At 55.0% G+C, this 16,604-nt stretch carries 14 protein-coding genes; 11 read left to right on the top strand and 3 right to left on the bottom strand.

What is annotated here, in order from left to right:
- Positions 1-241 precede the first annotated feature (241 nt).
- A complete protein-coding gene (locus tag P1U71_RS10435; protein ID WP_301105541.1) occupies positions 242-607 on the bottom strand; it encodes a hypothetical protein in 366 nt (121 codons plus the stop codon).
- 193 nt (positions 608-800) lie between these two features.
- Here P1U71_RS10435 and P1U71_RS10430 point away from each other — a divergent pair, with 193 nt between their 5' ends.
- From P1U71_RS10430 to phoB, 8 genes are all read left to right on the top strand, one after another.
- Positions 801-1,547, top strand: a complete 747-nt coding sequence (locus P1U71_RS10430; protein ID WP_301105540.1) for a Sir2 family NAD-dependent protein deacetylase — start codon at positions 801-803, stop codon at positions 1,545-1,547.
- A gap of 68 nt (positions 1,548-1,615) precedes the next feature.
- On the top strand, positions 1,616-2,986 hold the full coding sequence (locus tag P1U71_RS10425) for an ATP-binding protein (protein WP_301105539.1): 1,371 nt from the start codon (positions 1,616-1,618) through the stop codon (positions 2,984-2,986).
- 138 nt (positions 2,987-3,124) lie between these two features.
- The gene (locus P1U71_RS10420; protein WP_301105538.1) at positions 3,125-4,165 is read left to right on the top strand and encodes a PstS family phosphate ABC transporter substrate-binding protein; all 1,041 of its coding nucleotides are present in this window, start codon (positions 3,125-3,127) and stop codon (positions 4,163-4,165) included.
- Positions 4,166-4,252: 87 nt separating this feature from the next.
- Positions 4,253-5,494 carry a phosphate ABC transporter permease subunit PstC gene (gene pstC / locus P1U71_RS10415; RefSeq protein ID WP_301105537.1) on the top strand — a complete coding sequence of 414 codons (1,242 nt, stop codon included), beginning with the start codon at positions 4,253-4,255 and terminating at the stop codon, positions 5,492-5,494.
- Positions 5,487-6,794 (top strand): phosphate ABC transporter permease PstA, encoded by a 1,308-nt coding sequence (gene pstA, locus P1U71_RS10410; protein WP_301105535.1) that lies wholly within the window; start codon positions 5,487-5,489, stop codon positions 6,792-6,794. Before pstC ends, pstA begins: the two co-directional genes overlap by 8 nt.
- 6 nt (positions 6,795-6,800) lie before the next feature.
- Complete coding sequence (gene pstB / locus P1U71_RS10405) at positions 6,801-7,613, top strand: phosphate ABC transporter ATP-binding protein PstB (RefSeq protein ID WP_301105534.1); 813 nt, start codon at positions 6,801-6,803, stop codon at positions 7,611-7,613.
- Positions 7,614-7,643: 30 nt separating this feature from the next.
- Complete coding sequence (phoU, locus tag P1U71_RS10400) at positions 7,644-8,360, top strand: phosphate signaling complex protein PhoU (RefSeq protein WP_301105533.1); 717 nt, start codon at positions 7,644-7,646, stop codon at positions 8,358-8,360.
- Between the two features lie 16 nt (positions 8,361-8,376).
- Complete coding sequence (gene phoB, locus P1U71_RS10395; RefSeq protein WP_301105532.1) at positions 8,377-9,057, top strand: phosphate regulon transcriptional regulator PhoB; 681 nt, start codon at positions 8,377-8,379, stop codon at positions 9,055-9,057.
- Positions 9,058-9,111: 54 nt separating this feature from the next.
- Here phoB and P1U71_RS10390 read toward each other — a convergent pair whose 3' ends face one another.
- On the bottom strand, positions 9,112-9,735 hold the full coding sequence (locus tag P1U71_RS10390; RefSeq protein ID WP_301105531.1) for a phospholipid-binding protein MlaC: 624 nt from the start codon (positions 9,733-9,735) through the stop codon (positions 9,112-9,114).
- Between the two features lie 68 nt (positions 9,736-9,803).
- Entirely contained in the window at positions 9,804-10,601 is a 798-nt protein-coding gene (locus P1U71_RS10385; protein ID WP_301105530.1) for a VacJ family lipoprotein, read from the bottom strand.
- A gap of 316 nt (positions 10,602-10,917) precedes the next feature.
- On the opposite strand from P1U71_RS10385, the gene P1U71_RS10380 reads away from it, so the two are divergent.
- Genes P1U71_RS10380 through metH form a run of 3 tightly spaced genes read left to right on the top strand, consistent with a single transcriptional unit; the run spans position 10,918 to position 16,542 of the window.
- Positions 10,918-11,877, top strand: coding sequence for a metalloregulator ArsR/SmtB family transcription factor (locus P1U71_RS10380; protein ID WP_301105529.1), 960 nt, complete (start codon positions 10,918-10,920; stop codon positions 11,875-11,877).
- Complete coding sequence (gene metF, locus P1U71_RS10375) at positions 11,874-12,803, top strand: methylenetetrahydrofolate reductase [NAD(P)H] (RefSeq protein ID WP_301105528.1); 930 nt, start codon at positions 11,874-11,876, stop codon at positions 12,801-12,803. The genes P1U71_RS10380 and metF overlap by 4 nt, the downstream gene beginning before the upstream one ends.
- A gap of 31 nt (positions 12,804-12,834) precedes the next feature.
- A complete protein-coding gene (metH, locus tag P1U71_RS10370; protein WP_301105527.1) occupies positions 12,835-16,542 on the top strand; it encodes a methionine synthase in 3,708 nt (1,235 codons plus the stop codon).
- Positions 16,543-16,604: the final 62 nt, after the last annotated feature.

The following is a 16,604-nucleotide window of genomic DNA, read 5'->3' as shown; positions in this document are numbered from 1 at the left end:
GGTCGTGGCGAGAAGTACTGTCCGGAGACGGGCGGCAAGTCGTTTATTTTGCGGCACAGCTAGGCCTCTCTCATAAAAATGTAGAACGAATCTACGCTACAGCCTACGGCCATCTTCCTTAAAAACGGTTAATGGTTAGGGAAAATTGTTGTAAAATTTACGGAAATGCCGCGAAAGGCTGTTTTTCCTTCTTTTTCCGGGATTTCACTCAAATTCTTACCCCCTTGCCGCCTCTGCCCGGCTATAGCCGCCGCCGCTTGATGGGCGTCGCTTGAACTGTTGGGGCAGGGGACGCGCCGTGACGGTTGACATCGACTGGCTGCTGTTGGGTGACGCTGACCGGAGGTCGGTAGGCGGGAGCGGAATGGGCCGCCTGCGGTTGTGACGGATCGACGAAACGATCGAACATGCCGGAGCGGATCTGCTCTGGCAGCACCCCAAACAGGGAAACCGTGTTGGCGAGGCCTATTCCGTTGACGAAATTGGCGATGGCGATGGTGAGCAGGCCGGTGCGCACCGTGCTGGCGTCGATACCCTGCTGGTTACAGCGGGCCAAGGCGTCCGAAAATTCCTTTGCAACGATATTGTTCATGTTTTCCCTGTTCATGCTGAGCTCCTGATGGCAGGCAGCGCGAAAGCGGTGCCGTTTGACATGTACAGATAACGTCTCGCATTCCTGCTTGTGACGAATGATGGGCAAATTTTCTGGAAATTAGGGTGTTGCGCGCTTTATCCTTATAATAGGCGCAGATGCGCAACGCCGATTGAACGGGAGATGCGCGGCGCGCAAGGAGACTGGAATGCAAGCAGAGTTTGATGCCTTTACCGAGCTGATCGAGAATAGCCGGTCAATCGTCATTTTTACCGGGGCAGGGATCAGTACCGAATCCGGTATTCCCGATTTTCGCAGTCCCGGCGGTCTCTGGGAGAAGAACCGGCCGATCGACTTTTCCGAATTCCTGGGGTCGGAAGAGGCTCGGCGCGAGAGCTGGCGGCGTAAATTCGCGATGGAATCGGTCCTGTCGAAAGCCAAGCCAAATAAAGGGCATATGGCGATTTCCTCACTTTACGATAAAGGAAAAATCGGCGCGGTGATCACGCAGAATATAGATGGCCTGCATCAGGCTTCCGGCATTCGCGATGAAGATGTGATCGAAGTGCATGGCAATACAACTTACGCAAAATGCCTCGACTGCGGTTCCCGGATGGAACTCGTTGAAGTGCAGAAAATCTTCTCGGAAGATGAAACTCTGCCGATTTGCGGCAGATGCGGCGGAATTATCAAGACAGCGACTATTTCCTTTGGACAGGCCATGCCGGAGGAAGAAATGCGCCGGGCTTCCGCTGCGGCCCTGACCTGTGATCTGTTGCTGGCGATCGGCTCGTCTCTCGTTGTCTATCCTGCGGCGGATATCCCGCTGATGGCGAAGCAGGGCGGGGCGGGGCTGGTGATCCTCAATCGGGAGCCGACCCCTCTGGACGGTCACGCGGATCTGGTGCTCAACCGGGAAATCGGGGAAACGCTCGCCGCTGTCACAAAACTGTAAAACAACGCTCTCATAAGAAATACGGAACTATCCCCCTGACCCTGATGCGAACGCAATGAGAATAGAGAATGTATAATAGTAATAGCTACTTATGGAAAATGCTGGTGTTCGTTTTCGCCATGGCCGCGCCCGTTTCCATCGTCACATTCTTTTTATATTCGGGTGAAGAGTTCGTTCTTGATGAATATTTACTGATTATTGCCGCCGCAATATTACCCGCCCTGATTCTCTATACCAGACTGGTCCGCGAGATGCAGGCGGTGGCCTTCCGGATGGAGCGGGCGGCGATCATGTCGCCGCTGGAAGGAGATGATGCGACGGGCCTGCGGACTGGCTTGCTCCCCCTGGATAATTTATTGTTGACCATGCAGCAATATCGCCGCGTGCTGCAACATATGCTGCAAGAGGCGCAATCGCGTCAGGATGAGGCGTCGCTTCTGTTCGATATGCTGCCCGATCCGGTGCTGGTGCTCGGCAACCGGCGGCGCATCCGCCGTTCCAACGCGGCGGCGAACAAATTCTTCAATGTCACGGAAATGGAGGGGGATCTCACCCGGTTCTTGCGTCATCCGGCTCTGTTGAAGGCGGTCGATGCCGCCTATGCGGGCAAGGATCCGGACATGCGGATTGAATTCACCATCTCCGATGTGGTGCCGCGCCATGTCGCGGCCTATATTGTTAACCTGAAGGATGAGAGCAGCGAGGGTCTTCGCCTGATTGTGACGTTGCATGATTTGACCGAATCGCGCCGGATGCAGCAGATGCGGGTCGATTTTGTCGCCAATGCCAGCCATGAGCTCCGAACCCCGCTTGCGATCCTGATTGGCGCCCTTGAAACGCTTATCGGGCCGGCGCGGAATGATCTGGAGGCGCATCAGCGGTTTTTCTCCATGATGCAGGCGCAATCGCTGCGGATGTCGCAGCTGATTGACGATCTTCTATCCCTGTCGCAGATCGAGATAAATGAGCACAGCCGCCCCTCAGACCGGGTCGACCTTGGCAAGGTTCTGCAAGGGGTTCACAGCCTGCTCAAGGCAAAATCAACCGAGCTTGGCAAGTCAATCGCCGTACAGATGCCGGAACATGACGTGTTCGTCACCGGGGACTTCGATCAGTTGACCCAGATATTTACCAATCTCGTGGACAACGCCCTGAAATACAGTCGGGAGGAAAGCGAAATCCGCGTTGAGGTGATGGTTGCGGCGCGCGAGGCGCGGATCACTGTCATCGATGAAGGGGAGGGCATCCCCGAGGAGCATCTGTCCCGATTAACGGAGCGATTCTACAGGGTTGACAGCGATCGCAGCCGCAAACTTGGCGGGACAGGTCTGGGCCTTGCCATTGTGAAGCATATTGTGAGTCGCCATCGTGGGCATCTCGAGATTGAATCCATAGTCGGTGAAGGCTCGAAATTCTCCGTCAGATTGCCTCTGGCATAGCCTGTAAGCCGCAGAAATCAGCCGTTTATACGCTGTAACATTACTGTCATGAAACTGTAGTATTTCTGTCGCTGACGCAGCGCATTGTCCGTCCAACGACAGATAATGCTGTCGTATGCAATTAACGGAGAATGAAACGTGCTAAACAAAACTTTCGGTCTGGCGATCGCCGCAACGGTCGCTACTGTTGCCCTCTCGGGGCAGGCCATGGCTCGCGATCAGATCAGAATCGTCGGCTCTTCGACAGTTTTCCCCTTTTCAACGGCAGTTGCTGAAGCTTTCGGCAGCACCGGTAGCTTTAAGACACCGGTTGTTGAAAGCACCGGTTCTGGCGGTGGGTTGAAGCTTTTCTGTGCGGGCGCCGATTTGAATACACCTGATATCACAAACGCTTCGCGCCGCATCAAGAAGTCTGAAGTTGAAACTTGCGCGAAAAACGGCGTTACCGATATTACCGAAGTCAAAATCGGTTATGACGGCATCGTTCTAGCGAATTCCAAGGAAGTCGCGCCGATGAAACTGACCAAGAAGCAGATTTTTGCAGCGCTTGCCAAGCAGGTTCCGATCGACGGAAAACTGGTTGATAATCCATACAAAACCTGGAAAGACATTGATCCGTCCCTTCCGGATACGAAAATCGAAGTTCTCGGCCCGCCCCCGACCAGCGGAACGCGCGACGCGTTTGTTGAGCTGGCCATGGAAGGTGGCGCAAAAGGCTACGATATGCTGACAGCGCTGAGAAAATCAGACAAGAAGGCCTTCACCTCTGTTGCCCATTCCGTTCGTGAAGACGGCGCTTACATCGAAGCCGGTGAGAATGACAACCTGATCGTTCAGAAGCTTGAAGCAAACAAGGATGCTGTCGGTATCTTCGGTTTCAGCTTCCTCGACCAGAACTCCGACAAGTTGCAGGGTGCAACGGTTGGCGGTGTCGAGCCGACTTTCGATAACATCGCAGATGGTCAGTATGGTATTTCCCGCTCTCTCTTCTTCTATGTGAAAGACTCACATGTTGGTGAAGTTCCAGGCATCAAGGAATTCATTGCTGAATTCACCAGTGAAAAAGCCTTCGGCGAATTCGGTTATCTGACCGAAAAGGGTCTGATCCCGCTGACCGAAGCTGAGCGTGTAAAGGTTCGCAAAGAAGCCCTCGATCTGGCGCCTCTGAAGCTTATGTAATCCTGTTCGAAAGAGGCGGGGGATGTTTGTCGCTCGCCTCTTTCCACCCTTCTCCGCGTCCTTTTCACTAAACAAAAAGAAACCGATATGAGCTTTTACCCTCTTTTAATCGTTCTTTTGCTGATGTCTGCGGTTGGATATTGGTTCGGCTCGAAAAAGGCGCTCAGCACCGTTCGCAAATCCTCTAATTTTATTACGCCCCGCCCGCATCAGTTCGGACTATATGTGGTTATCTGGGCTCTGGTGCCGCCCGTTGTTCTTGGCGCGCTCTGGGCCATGCTCCAGGTGACGCCGATCCAGATGGACACAGGCGCCATGCGACAGATCGACCGGGTTGTTTTTCCGGTTATTCTTCTGTTGGCCGCCGGGGCAGGGCTCTATTTCTCGATTTTAAGAATTAATCCGGACCTTCGGGTCCGCAAGACGATTGAAGGCGTGATCTATATTGTTCTGATCCTGGCATCGATTATCTCTATTCTCACGACCCTTGGCATTGTTCTCTCGCTCCTGTTCGAGACGATCCAGTTTTTCGGCAAGGTCCCGATGAGCGAGTTCTTCTTCGGCCTCACCTGGAGCCCGCAGACGGCTCTTCGTGCCGATCAGGTCGGCTCCTCCGGGGCATTCGGATCGGTTCCGCTATTCACGGGCACCTTGCTCATTACCTTCATCGCCATGTGTGTGGCGGTTCCCCTCGGGCTGTTGAGCGCGGTTTACATGACGGAATATGCGTCCAGCAAGTTCCGCTCGGCGGTCAAGCCGATGCTGGAAGTTCTGGCGGGTATCCCGACGGTGGTTTATGGCTTCTTCGCCGCCTTGACGGTCGGCGTTTTCTTCCGCGACCTTGGCGATTCCCTCGGGATCGATGTTGTTTCCGAAAGCGCGCTTGCCGCCGGTGTTGTTATGGGCATGATGATCATCCCCTTCGTGTCTTCCTTGAGTGACGACATCATCATGGCGGTGCCGCAGTCTTTACGCGACGGATCCTACGGTCTTGGCGCGACTAAATCGGAGACTGTCCGTAAAGTGATCCTGCCTGCGGCCCTGCCGGGTATTGTCGGCGCGGTTCTGCTGGCCGTCAGCCGGGCAATCGGCGAAACCATGATTGTGGTGATGGCCGCCGGCTTTGCCGCCAACCTGACCGCCAACCCGCTGGAAGCCGTGACAACGGTGACCGTGCAGATTGTCGGCCTGCTGGTGGGGGATCAGGAATTCGACAGCGCCAAGACGCTTGCCGCCTTTGCCTTGGCCCTGGTGCTGTTTATTGTCACCTTATGCCTGAACGTGATCGCCTTGATCGTGGTTCGCAAATATCGGGAAAAATATGACTGATCAAGCTCAAAAAGAGGGCGGCAACGCCTGGCAATCAGAAGCATTCATCAAGAACCTGACAAAGCGCAAGCGAGCGGAGCGTCGGTTCCGTTTGACGGGCTTGCTGGCGATCATCACGGCGCTGACGCTGCTTGCGATCCTGTTGTTCAGTATTGTGAGCAAAGGGTACACTGCCTTTGTGCAGACCTTTGTTACGCTGGATATCACTTTCTCGGAAGAGGTTATCGATCCGAACGGAACACGGGATCCGATGGAGCTACGCTCGGCGAACTACAGCAAGCTGGTGCAGAATGCCCTGCGCGCGAAATTCCCTGAGGTGACGAGCCGGCGCGACCTCCGACGGTTATTCAGCCTTGTCAGTGGCGATGCGGATACCAAGCTGCGTGAAATGGTCGAAAATAATCCTGAACTGATCGGCAAGACGGAACCTGTTTCGCTCCTCGCTGGCGATGATGTCGACATGGTCAATAAAGGCTATATCGACCGAAACCTGATAGAGGATGATCGACGCGTAAAAGACATGGAACTCTCCTGGCTGGACGTGCTGGAGGCGGACGGCGATATCGAAATTCATTTCAATACGGGCTTCTTCACCAACGGCGACAGCCGGGAGCCGGAGAAGGCGGGTATTGCCGGTGCCATGGTGGGCTCCTTTTATACACTCGTGATTACCATGGTGATTGCCTTCCCCATCGGTGTGATGACGGCGATTTACCTGGAAGAATTTGCGGCCAAGAATAAGCTCACCGACCTGATCGAGGTGAATATCAACAATCTGGCGGCGGTTCCCTCGATCGTCTTCGGTCTTCTCGGGCTGGCGATCTTCCTCAACGTGGCGCATTTGCCAAGATCGGCGCCAATTGTTGGCGGGCTGACGCTGGCCCTGATGACGCTGCCGACGATTATTATTGCCGCCCGCGCGGCCATCCGCGCCGTGCCGGACAGCATCCGTCAGGCTGCCCTCGGCCTTGGGGCGTCAAATCAGCAGGCGGCGTTTCATCATATCCTGCCGTTGTCCATGCCGGGCATCCTGACGGGGACGATTATCGGCCTGTCGCAGGCGCTCGGTGAAACGGCGCCGCTCCTGATGATCGGGATGGTCGCCTTTATTGCAGATATCCCGAGCGGCTTTGGTGATCCGGCAACGGTGATGCCGGTGCAGATTTTCCTCTGGGCAGACAGCCCGGAGCGGGCCTTTGTCGAAAAAACATCCGGCGCGATCATGGTATTGCTCGGGTTTCTTATCTTAATGAACGCTTTTGCGATTTTCCTTCGCAAGAAGTTCGAACGTCGTTGGTAGAAGGAAATGAACGTGCAGATCCAGGCAGATGAAAATGTGGAAGCGCAGCGTAATGCGGACCACGGGGTTATTATCGCGACGCGGGATGTCAATGTGTATTACGGCGATAATCACGCACTTCACGGCGTGTCGCTGGATATCAACAAGCATCAGGTGACCTCTCTGATCGGTCCGTCCGGTTGCGGCAAGTCAACTTACCTGCGCTGCATCAACCGCATGAATGACACGGTGGATGGGTGCCGGGTCACCGGGGAAATTATGCTCGACGGGGTTGATATTTACGGCCCGGAAGTGGACGAGGTTCTCTTGCGGGCGCGTGTCGGCATGGTGTTTCAAAAGCCAAACCCGTTCCCCAAGTCGATCTACGATAACGTCGCCTATGGCCCCCGTATTCACGGTCTTGCCGACAATAAGGATGACCTTGATGAAATCGTGCTGACCAGCCTTGAAAAGGCGGGCCTGATCAAGGAAGTGCAGGATCGTCTGCATTCATCGGGCACCGGTCTTTCCGGCGGGCAGCAACAGCGGCTCTGTATTGCCCGGGCACTGGCCGTGCGGCCGGACATTATCCTGATGGATGAACCCTGTTCCGCGCTCGACCCGATTGCTACGGCAAAGGTGGAGGAACTGATCGATGAGCTTAAAGAAAACTACACCATCATCATCGTGACCCATTCGATGCAGCAGGCGGCGCGTATTTCCCAGCAGACAGCCTTCTTCCACCTTGGGGAGATTGTCGAGACGGGCGATACCGAAAAATTGTTTACCAGCCCGTCCGATGAGCGGACACAGGGCTATATCACCGGCCGGTTCGGTTGATAATGCAGTCAGGAACAGGAGAATTCCAAAATGAGTAGCGGTCATATCGTTAAGTCCTTTGACGAAGAGCTTGAAGATGTTCGCAATACCATCGTCGAGATGGGGGGGCTTGCCGAATCCCAGCTTGAAGCAGCCGTCCGTTCCCTGACCGAACGGAACACCGAACTCGCCCTCAAGACGATTGAGGCGGACAGGGCTGTCGATGATCTGGAACAAGAGGTCGATAACAAGGCGATCCGTCTGCTGGCGCTCAGGAATCCGGTTGCGGATGACCTGCGGCTGGTGATCTCGGCGCTTAAAATTGCGTCCGTTCTGGAGCGGGTTGCTGACTATGCGGCAAATATATCCAAACGCGTGATCGCGCTGAATACATCGCCATCGCTCGCGCCGGTTTCCTCTATCCCACGGATGGGTGATATGGTCCGCCGGATGATTGACGACACATTAAAAGCCTATGCCAATGGCGACCCTGATCTCGCGTATGATGTCTGGAAACGGGATCAGGAGGTGGACCAGCTTTACAACAGCATGTTCCGCGAGCTTCTGACCTTCATGATGGAGGATCCGCGCAGCATCACGAGCTGTACACATTTAATCTTCATGGCAAAGAATATTGAACGGATCGGCGATCACATGACAAATATTGCTGAAATTATAGTCTATCAGGTCACCGGTGAGATGCCGACGGAACCGCGTCCTAAAGGTGACAAAACCAGTGTTACAATGATAGAGAACGAGAATTCCTGAGGTGATTGATTATTAAATGAAGATACTTGTAGTTGAAGACGAGCCGGCCATGGTCGAGCTCTTGCGGTATAATCTTGAGAGCGAGGGATTTGATGTTGCTTCCGCTCATGACGGGGATGAAGCAATGCTTGCGATTGAAGAAGAACAGCCTGATATGCTGCTTCTCGATTGGATGCTGCCAAAGGTATCCGGGATCGAGATTTGCCGTCGCCTTCGCCGGGACCAGAAGCATGGCAACCTGCCGGTTATCATGATCACCGCGCGTGGTGAGGAAGCAGACCGGGTGAGGGGCCTTGATGTCGGCGCCGATGACTATGTCGCAAAACCCTTTTCACCGGCCGAGTTGATGGCCCGCATTCGTGCCGTTCTCCGCCGCCGCAATCCGGAAGTGGGCAACGAGCAACTAAGCGTTGCCGATGTCGTCGTCGATCTGGTTGCCTATAAGGTGAAGAGGGGCGTGCGGGAGCTGCGCCTTGGACCCACGGAATTCAAGCTGCTCCGCTACTTCATGGAGAGGGCAGGGCGTGTCCTCACCCGGGAGCAATTGCTGGACGGTGTCTGGGGCCAGAATGTCTATGTCGAGGATCGGACGGTGGATGTTCATATCCGGCGCCTGCGCAAGGCACTGAACGAAAAAGGTGAGCCTGACCTCATCCGGACCGTGCGCGCCGTGGGTTACTGTTTCGAGAAAGCATAAAAAATGCCGCCCGGCAGCCTGCGGGGCGGCATTGATTTCTTTATAAAAAGATTCTTATGAGCTTGAGGCGGTCTTGATCTGCTCTTCCAGCTTTTTGATCAGGCCGTCAACGCCAGACTGGCTGACCACCGAGGCAAACTCTGACCGGTGGGTTTGTGCCATGCTGATCCCCTCAATAATGACATCGACAATCTTCTCGCCGTCATTGGTTTTGCGAACCCGCCAGTCAAGCTTGATGGGCGGTCCGCTAGGGCGAACGATGACTGAATGAACCAATGATTCCTTGTCATTGAGCGATGTGGCATCCTTGATTTCCAGGTTTTCGCCGGAATAAGATCCGATTTTCTCGGCGTAGCTTGTCACCATGTAATCGCGGAAAACTTTCAGAAACTCGGTTTGCTCTGCACTCGTTGCATCGCGCCAGTACTGGCCGAGGACAAATCGTCCAATGCGCTTCATGTCAAAGCTGGAATCAAGAAATGTTTCGAAGCGATCCTGTTTCTGCTCTTCGCTTAAGGACTTGTCTGCAAGCGTTGCAACCGCCTCATCGCCGATTCCCTTGACCATCGTCAGGGCAGCCTGCTCCTTCGTTTCCGCCGCGAAGGCCGATGGTTGAAACAGGACGGCCATCGCCGTTGCGATGAGCGTTTTCTGGAAAAACTTTCGTCTTGTGAACATCAATACACTCCCGACGGAATCCGTTTCCAAATGGAAAATAAAATTTCGAATGAAAAAAGTAAGTTCAACTAATCTTTCTTAACGGGCTCGTCATCATCATCAAATGACATATTCGGCAATTGTGTCGAATTGCTGGCACCATTAAGAATCATATTGTTCCGATTTTGTCGATACAGGCTTCTGATGGCGGCATAGAAGTCGATCGCGTTCTTCTCGATTTCATCAAGGGCCTCGATCGAGCGGGACCTTTGGTCAATTCCCGTGGCCGCTGCGCGAATGATGCCGACATTATCGATATCGTTTTCCCTGGCGGCGTAATTGATCGGGTCGAGATAATAATCGGCAACACCGCCAACGGCGGCGCGTGTTGTCCTGGGCCCGAGGAGGGGAACAACAAGATACGGCCCTTCCTGGATACCCCATTTCGCAAAGGTCTGGCCCATATCCTCAACCGGCGTGTTCAGCTTGGCCACATCAAACAGCCCGCCCACACCGAGGAAGGTGTTGGTGAAAAATGCGCCCATATTGTCCCCGGCGCCATTCAAGTCGCCCTGAAGAACGTTATTGATCAGGTAGATCGGCTGAGAGAGGTTCGTCAGGAAATTGGTAACGCTGTCGCGCACAGGCTCCGGAACAACACCGCGATACATTTCCGCCACCGGCTTGAGGAACAGCGCATCAAGGGCGTAGTTCACATCAAAGAAATAACGGTTCATCGGCTCAAGCGGATCGTAAACCTCGTTATACATCACCGCGACGGCTTTGCCGTCCTTCTGCTGCGGTGTTGCGCAGCCGCTGACAGCGACGAGAAGGGCAATGGCCGTTAGACTGGCTTTTAGGGAGGATGATTTTGAACGCAAACCCATTTTTATCTTTTCCAACTCAGTACCTGTGGTCCGGAAGTGAGGCCTAAATCTATCCGGGAAGAGTTACCAAAGTCTTTAACCTTATTACTTAACCCTGTTTAACTGATTTTTACAATAAAACAACGGTCTTAGACACGGCAATCCCCGCTATCGTAACTATCATACGGCTAAATCCAAGGCGAGTCGCCGTTTTTTCAGGTTAACAGATTACTTTTATGGTGTGGCGAAAAAGTCGCGCATCGCACCGCAATTTCTCTGTACAAAGATATAAGGATATGTTTATATCATTTAAATTTTTGATTTTGTTGAGGTCGGTGTGGAAAATCTGCTTTTGGGACTACGCGCTGCCGGGGAGGAAACCCGGCTCAGATTGCTGGTCCTCTGCGGCCATTCGGAACTGACGGTCAGTGAACTGACGCAGATTCTCGGGCAAAGCCAGCCCCGTGTCTCGCGCCATCTGAAACTTCTATGCGATGCTGGCCTGCTGGATCGGTATCAGGAGGGGAGCTGGGTCTTTTACCGGCTGTCTGCGAAGCATAACGCCTCACTACTGGCGCGCACCCTTGTCGATCTGGTCCCGGAGGCGGACCCCATCGTGTCCCGCGATCTTGAGCGGCTGGAAACGGTCAAAAAGGCACGGATCATGGCGGCGGAGGAATATTTTCGGGAAAATGCTGCTCGCTGGAATGAGATTCGCTCCCTTCATGTGCCGGAAGAGGCCGTGGAAGATGCCCTGCTGACGCTGACCAAGGGGCACAAGATCACTGATTTTCTCGATATCGGGACGGGCACCGGCCGGATGCTGGAACTGTTCGGTCCCAAGGTCACCCATGCCATCGGCGTTGATACCAGCCGGGAGATGCTCTCCTTCGCCCGCACGGCGATTGAGGATGCGGGTTTGCGCAATTGCCAGGTGCGCCTCGCGGATATGTATAACCTGCCCTTCACGAACCAGTCCCAGGACGCCATCGTCATCCATCAGGTACTGCATTATGCGGAGGATCCGGGCATCGCCATCCGGGAATCAGCGCGGCTTTTGCGGGGCGGCGGCATTCTGGCGATTGTCGATTTTGCGCCGCATTCCCTCGACAGCCTGCGCACGGAGCATGCTCATTGGCATATGGGGTTCGATGAGGACAGCATCCGCACCTATTGCGCCGAGGCTGGGCTGGAGCCGAAGGATTTCACCGTCCTGAAGGGCGATCCGCTCACCGTTAATATCTGGACGGCCGTTCCGGCCGCCGCCATTCAATCCAAAGGAGCCGTTGCGTCATGATCATGTCAGGAATACCGGAACGGAATGATATTTCCGGCGGATTGACGGGGGCGCAGGCGCGAAACCGCGTCGACGTGTCGTTTGAATTCTTCCCGCCGACATCCGACGCCCTCGCCGAGAAGCATTGGCAGGCCCTGATGCGCCTTGCGCCGCTGGGTCCGAAATTTGTCTCCGTCACCTATGGGGCGGGCGGCTCAACGCGGGAGCGGACCCATGCGCTGGTCAGCCGAATCCGTCAGGAAACGACACTGGAGCCTGCCGCTCACCTGACCTGCGTCGGCGCGGAGCAGGGCGAGATCGAGGAAATCGCCGATCGCTACTGGCAGAGCGGCATCCGCCATCTTGTCGCTTTGCGTGGTGATCCGCCGGAAGGGTTTGAGAGCTTCAAGCCGCATCCGGGCGGGTTTGCGGGCTCGGTCGAGCTGATCGAGTTTTTGAAGAAAAAACATGATTTTGAAATTTCCGTCGGCTGCTATCCGGAAATTCATCCCGACGCGAAATCCAGCCTTGCAGATATTGATTATCTGAAGCGCAAGATGGACGCAGGTGCGACCCGGGCGATCACGCAGTTCTTCTTCGATCCGGAAGTCTATCTCCGCTTTGTTGACCGGGCGCGGGCCCATGGCATCACCATTCCGATCGTGCCGGGTATCCTGCCGGTCACCAGCTATTCCAAAATCCGGCAGTTCAGCACGCAATGCGGCACACAGGTGCCCGCGTGGTTGACCCATCTGTTCGAAGATCTGGACGAGGATCCGGCAACCCGCAATCTGGTTGCCGCGATGGTCGCGTCAGAGCAATGCCTTCAACTACAGCGCGCCGGGGTCACGGATTTTCATTTCTATACATTGAACCGGGCGGACTTGGTCTATTCTGTCTGCCATACACTTGGGCTGCGGCCTGAGATAGAGACTGTAACCGTTTAAATTATTTAATTTTTTTGTAAAAGGTCACCCCATGCAGAAGTCACCGGCATTTGCGGAACTTGAGGCTATTCTGGATAAGAGGATCATGGTTCTCGATGGCGCCATGGGCACCATGATCCAGGGGTTCAAGCTGACGGAGGAGGATTACCGGGGCACGGCCTATGCCAATGTCAGCAACGACCTGAAGGGGAATAACGATCTCCTGACCCTTACCAAGCCGGAAGTGATCGAGAAGATCCACGATGACTTCCTGGCGGCGGGGTCGGATATTCTGGAGACCAATACCTTTAACTCAACGTCGATTGCCCAGGCCGATTACAAGCTGGAACGCGCGGTTTATGAACTGAATAAACAAGGCGCGGCGATCGCCCGAAAGGCCGCGGATCGCTGGACGGAGAAGACACCCGAAAAGCCTCGTTTTGTCGCGGGCGTGCTGGGGCCGACCAACCGCACAGCCTCCATCTCGCCGGATGTGAACGATCCGGGCTATCGCAATGTTTCCTTTGATGAATTGGTTGAAGCCTATGACGAGGCATTGCGCGGCCTGATCGACGGCGGGGCACAGATCATCCTGATCGAGACGGTTTTCGACAGCCTGAACTGTAAGGCAGCCATCTATGCGGTGCTGCGCTATTTTGACGAAACGGGGGTTCGTCATCCGGTTATGGTCTCCGGCACGATAACTGATGCCTCGGGCCGGACACTCTCGGGCCAGACGGCGGAGGCTTTCTGGGCCTCCATGGCTCATGTGAGGCCGATCAGTATCGGATTTAATTGTGCGTTGGGCGCCAAGGACTTGCGACCACATGTTCAGTCGGTTTCGAATGTTGCGACGGCGCGGGTCAGTGTGCATCCGAACGCGGGCCTTCCCAATGAACTTGGCGAGTATGACGATACCCCCGCCTATATGGCCGAACAGCTTGGCGAGTTTGCGAAAAGCGGCCTTGTGAATATCGTTGGTGGCTGCTGCGGCACGCGCCCTGAGCATATCGCCGCGATCGCCGAGGCGGTGGCTGATATCGCCCCGCGTAAAATTCCGGCACTGGAACCTGTCTGCCGTCTGAGCGGGCTGGAGCCTCTTTATCTGGACGATGTGGCGGGCTTTATCAATGTGGGGGAACGGACGAATGTCGCCGGTTCCGCCAAGTTCAAGAAACTGGTGATGGACGGGGATTACGACACCGCCCTCGATATCGCGCGAGAGCAGGTGATTAACGGTGCGCAGATCGTCGATGTGAATATGGATGATGCCATGCTGGATGCGAAATCCGCCATGACCACCTTCCTCAACCTGATCGCCTCGGAGCCGGATATCAGCCGCGTGCCGATTATGGTCGACAGTTCAAAATGGGACGTCTTGCAGGCGGGCCTTAAAACCATTCAGGGCAAGGGTGTCGTCAACTCAATTTCATTGAAGGAAGGTGAGACGGAATTTATTGAACATGCGCGGGAAGTGCGCCGCTTTGGCGCGGCGGCTGTGGTCATGGCTTTCGATGAGGACGGTCAGGCGGACAGCAAAGAGCGGATGATCGAGATTTGTACACGCTGTTATAAGATTTTAACGGAAGTCGTTGATTTTCCTCCTGAAGATATCATTTTCGATCCGAATATTTTTCCCATTGCTACGGGCATTGACGAGCATCGTAACTTCTCCCGCGATTATATCGAGGCCACACGCGAGTTAAAGGCGACCCTCCCGCATATCCAGATCAGTGGCGGGGTGAGCAATATGTCTTTTTCCCTGCGTGGAAATAACGCGATGCGCGAAGCGATGCATTCCGTCTTCCTCTATCATGCGATCCAGGCCGGGATGGACATGGGCATTGTCAACGCGGGCCAGCTCGCCGTCTATTCCGATATCCCCGAAGACCTGCGCGACCGGATCGAGGATGTGGTCTTCAACAAGCGCGACGACGGGACGGAACGACTGCTCGAAGTGGCGGAGCAGGCCATCGGCCAGAAGCGAAGCAATGTGGTTGATCTCACCTGGCGTGAGGGGACAGTCGGAGAGCGGCTGACCCATGCGCTGGTGAAGGGCATCTCCGATTATATCATCGACGATACGGAAGAAGCGCGCCAGCAATTCCCGCGCCCCATTCAGGTGATCGAGGGGCCGTTGATGGACGGCATGAATGTGGTTGGCGATCTGTTCGGATCGGGGAAGATGTTCCTGCCGCAGGTGGTGAAAAGCGCGCGCGTGATGAAGCAGGCGGTGGCGCATTTGCTGCCCTTTATCGAGGCGGAGAAAGACAAGAGCGGCGAATCCCAGACCAAGGGCAAGGTGCTGATGGCGACGGTCAAGGGCGATGTGCATGACATCGGCAAGAATATCGTCGGCGTGGTCCTGCAATGCAATAATTTCGAGGTGATCGACCTCGGTGTGATGGTGCCTTATCCAAAAATTCTGGAAACGGCGATTGCAGAGAAGGTTGACATTATTGGTCTTTCCGGGTTGATCACACCGTCGCTTGAGGAAATGGCGACAGTTGCGGCTGAAATGCAGCGTCAGGGGTTTGAGCTGCCGCTGCTGATTGGCGGGGCGACCACCTCGAAGGTACATACGGCCCTGAAAATCGCGCCGCAGTATGATGGACCGACAATTTATGTGACGGACGCTTCGCGTGCGGTTGGTATCGCCACCAAGCTGACCAGCAATGAGAATAACAAAGAGTTAGTGGATAGTATTAAAGTAGAATATGAGCAAGTGCGGGAGAATTATCTCAAAAAATCCCGCCCCGATCAGCAGTTCACGCTTGCCGAGGCGCGCGCCAACGGTGTGCCGATCGACTGGACGGATTATCAGCCGCCTGTCCCGCCTTTTCCGGGCCTGAACGAGTTTCAGGGCATCAATCTGGCCAGCCTGCGCGATTATATCGACTGGTCTCCCTTCTTCCGCACATGGGAGCTTGCGGGGCATTTTCCGAAAATCCTGAAGGACGACGTGGTGGGGGAAACAGCGACCGAGCTTTATAACGATGCGACCGCCATGCTGGACAAGATCATCGCGGAGAAATGGCTGACGGCGAAGGCGATTGTCGGTCTGTTCCCGGCGGCGAGCGACGGGGATGACGTCATCGTCTATACGGATGAGAGCCGGACTGAGGAAAAACATCGGTTCCACTTCCTGCGCCAGCAGATGATGCGTAAAAACGGTCGCGCCAATCATAGTCTTGCGGATTATATCGCACCGGTGGAGAGCGGCTTGAAGGATTATATCGGCTCCTTTGCTGTGACGGCGGGCCTTGGGATTGAAACAAAACTTGAGGAATTCAAGCGAACCCACGATGATTACAGCAGTATTATGCTGAAGGCTTTGGCGGACCGGCTGGCGGAAGCGATGGCTGAGTATATTCATCAGCAAACGCGTAAGGAGCTTTGGGCCTATGCCCGGGACGAAGACCTCGGCAATGAGGAGCTTATCCGCGAGGGTTATCAGGGCATCCGCCCGGCACCGGGTTACCCAGCCTGTCCGGAGCATTCGGAAAAGCGCGGGTTGTTTGACCTGCTGGAGGCGGAAAAGCGGATCGGTATCGAGCTTACCGAGAGTTTCGCCATGATGCCGGCCTCGTCGGTCTCGGGGCTCTATTTCTCCCATCCGGAGGCGCGCTATTTCGGGATCGGCAACGTCGGACGCGATCAGGTGGAAGATTACGCCAAGCGAAAAGACATCTCGCCCGACGCGGCGGAACGGCTGCTTGCCTCCAACCTGGCCTATGAGCGGGTCCGCCGCGCGGGCTAATGACGAATTTTTGATTTCCAAAACGCTGGATAGTACGGCACTAATGGCGGTGTCATCTCTGG

Origin of the sequence: Sneathiella sp., from assembly GCF_029233945.1 — a bacterium.
Taxonomy (GTDB): Bacteria; Pseudomonadota; Alphaproteobacteria; order Sneathiellales; family Sneathiellaceae; genus Sneathiella.
The sequence above is the reverse complement of the archived record's forward strand: the minus strand, read 5'-3'. Positions and strand labels throughout refer to the sequence as shown.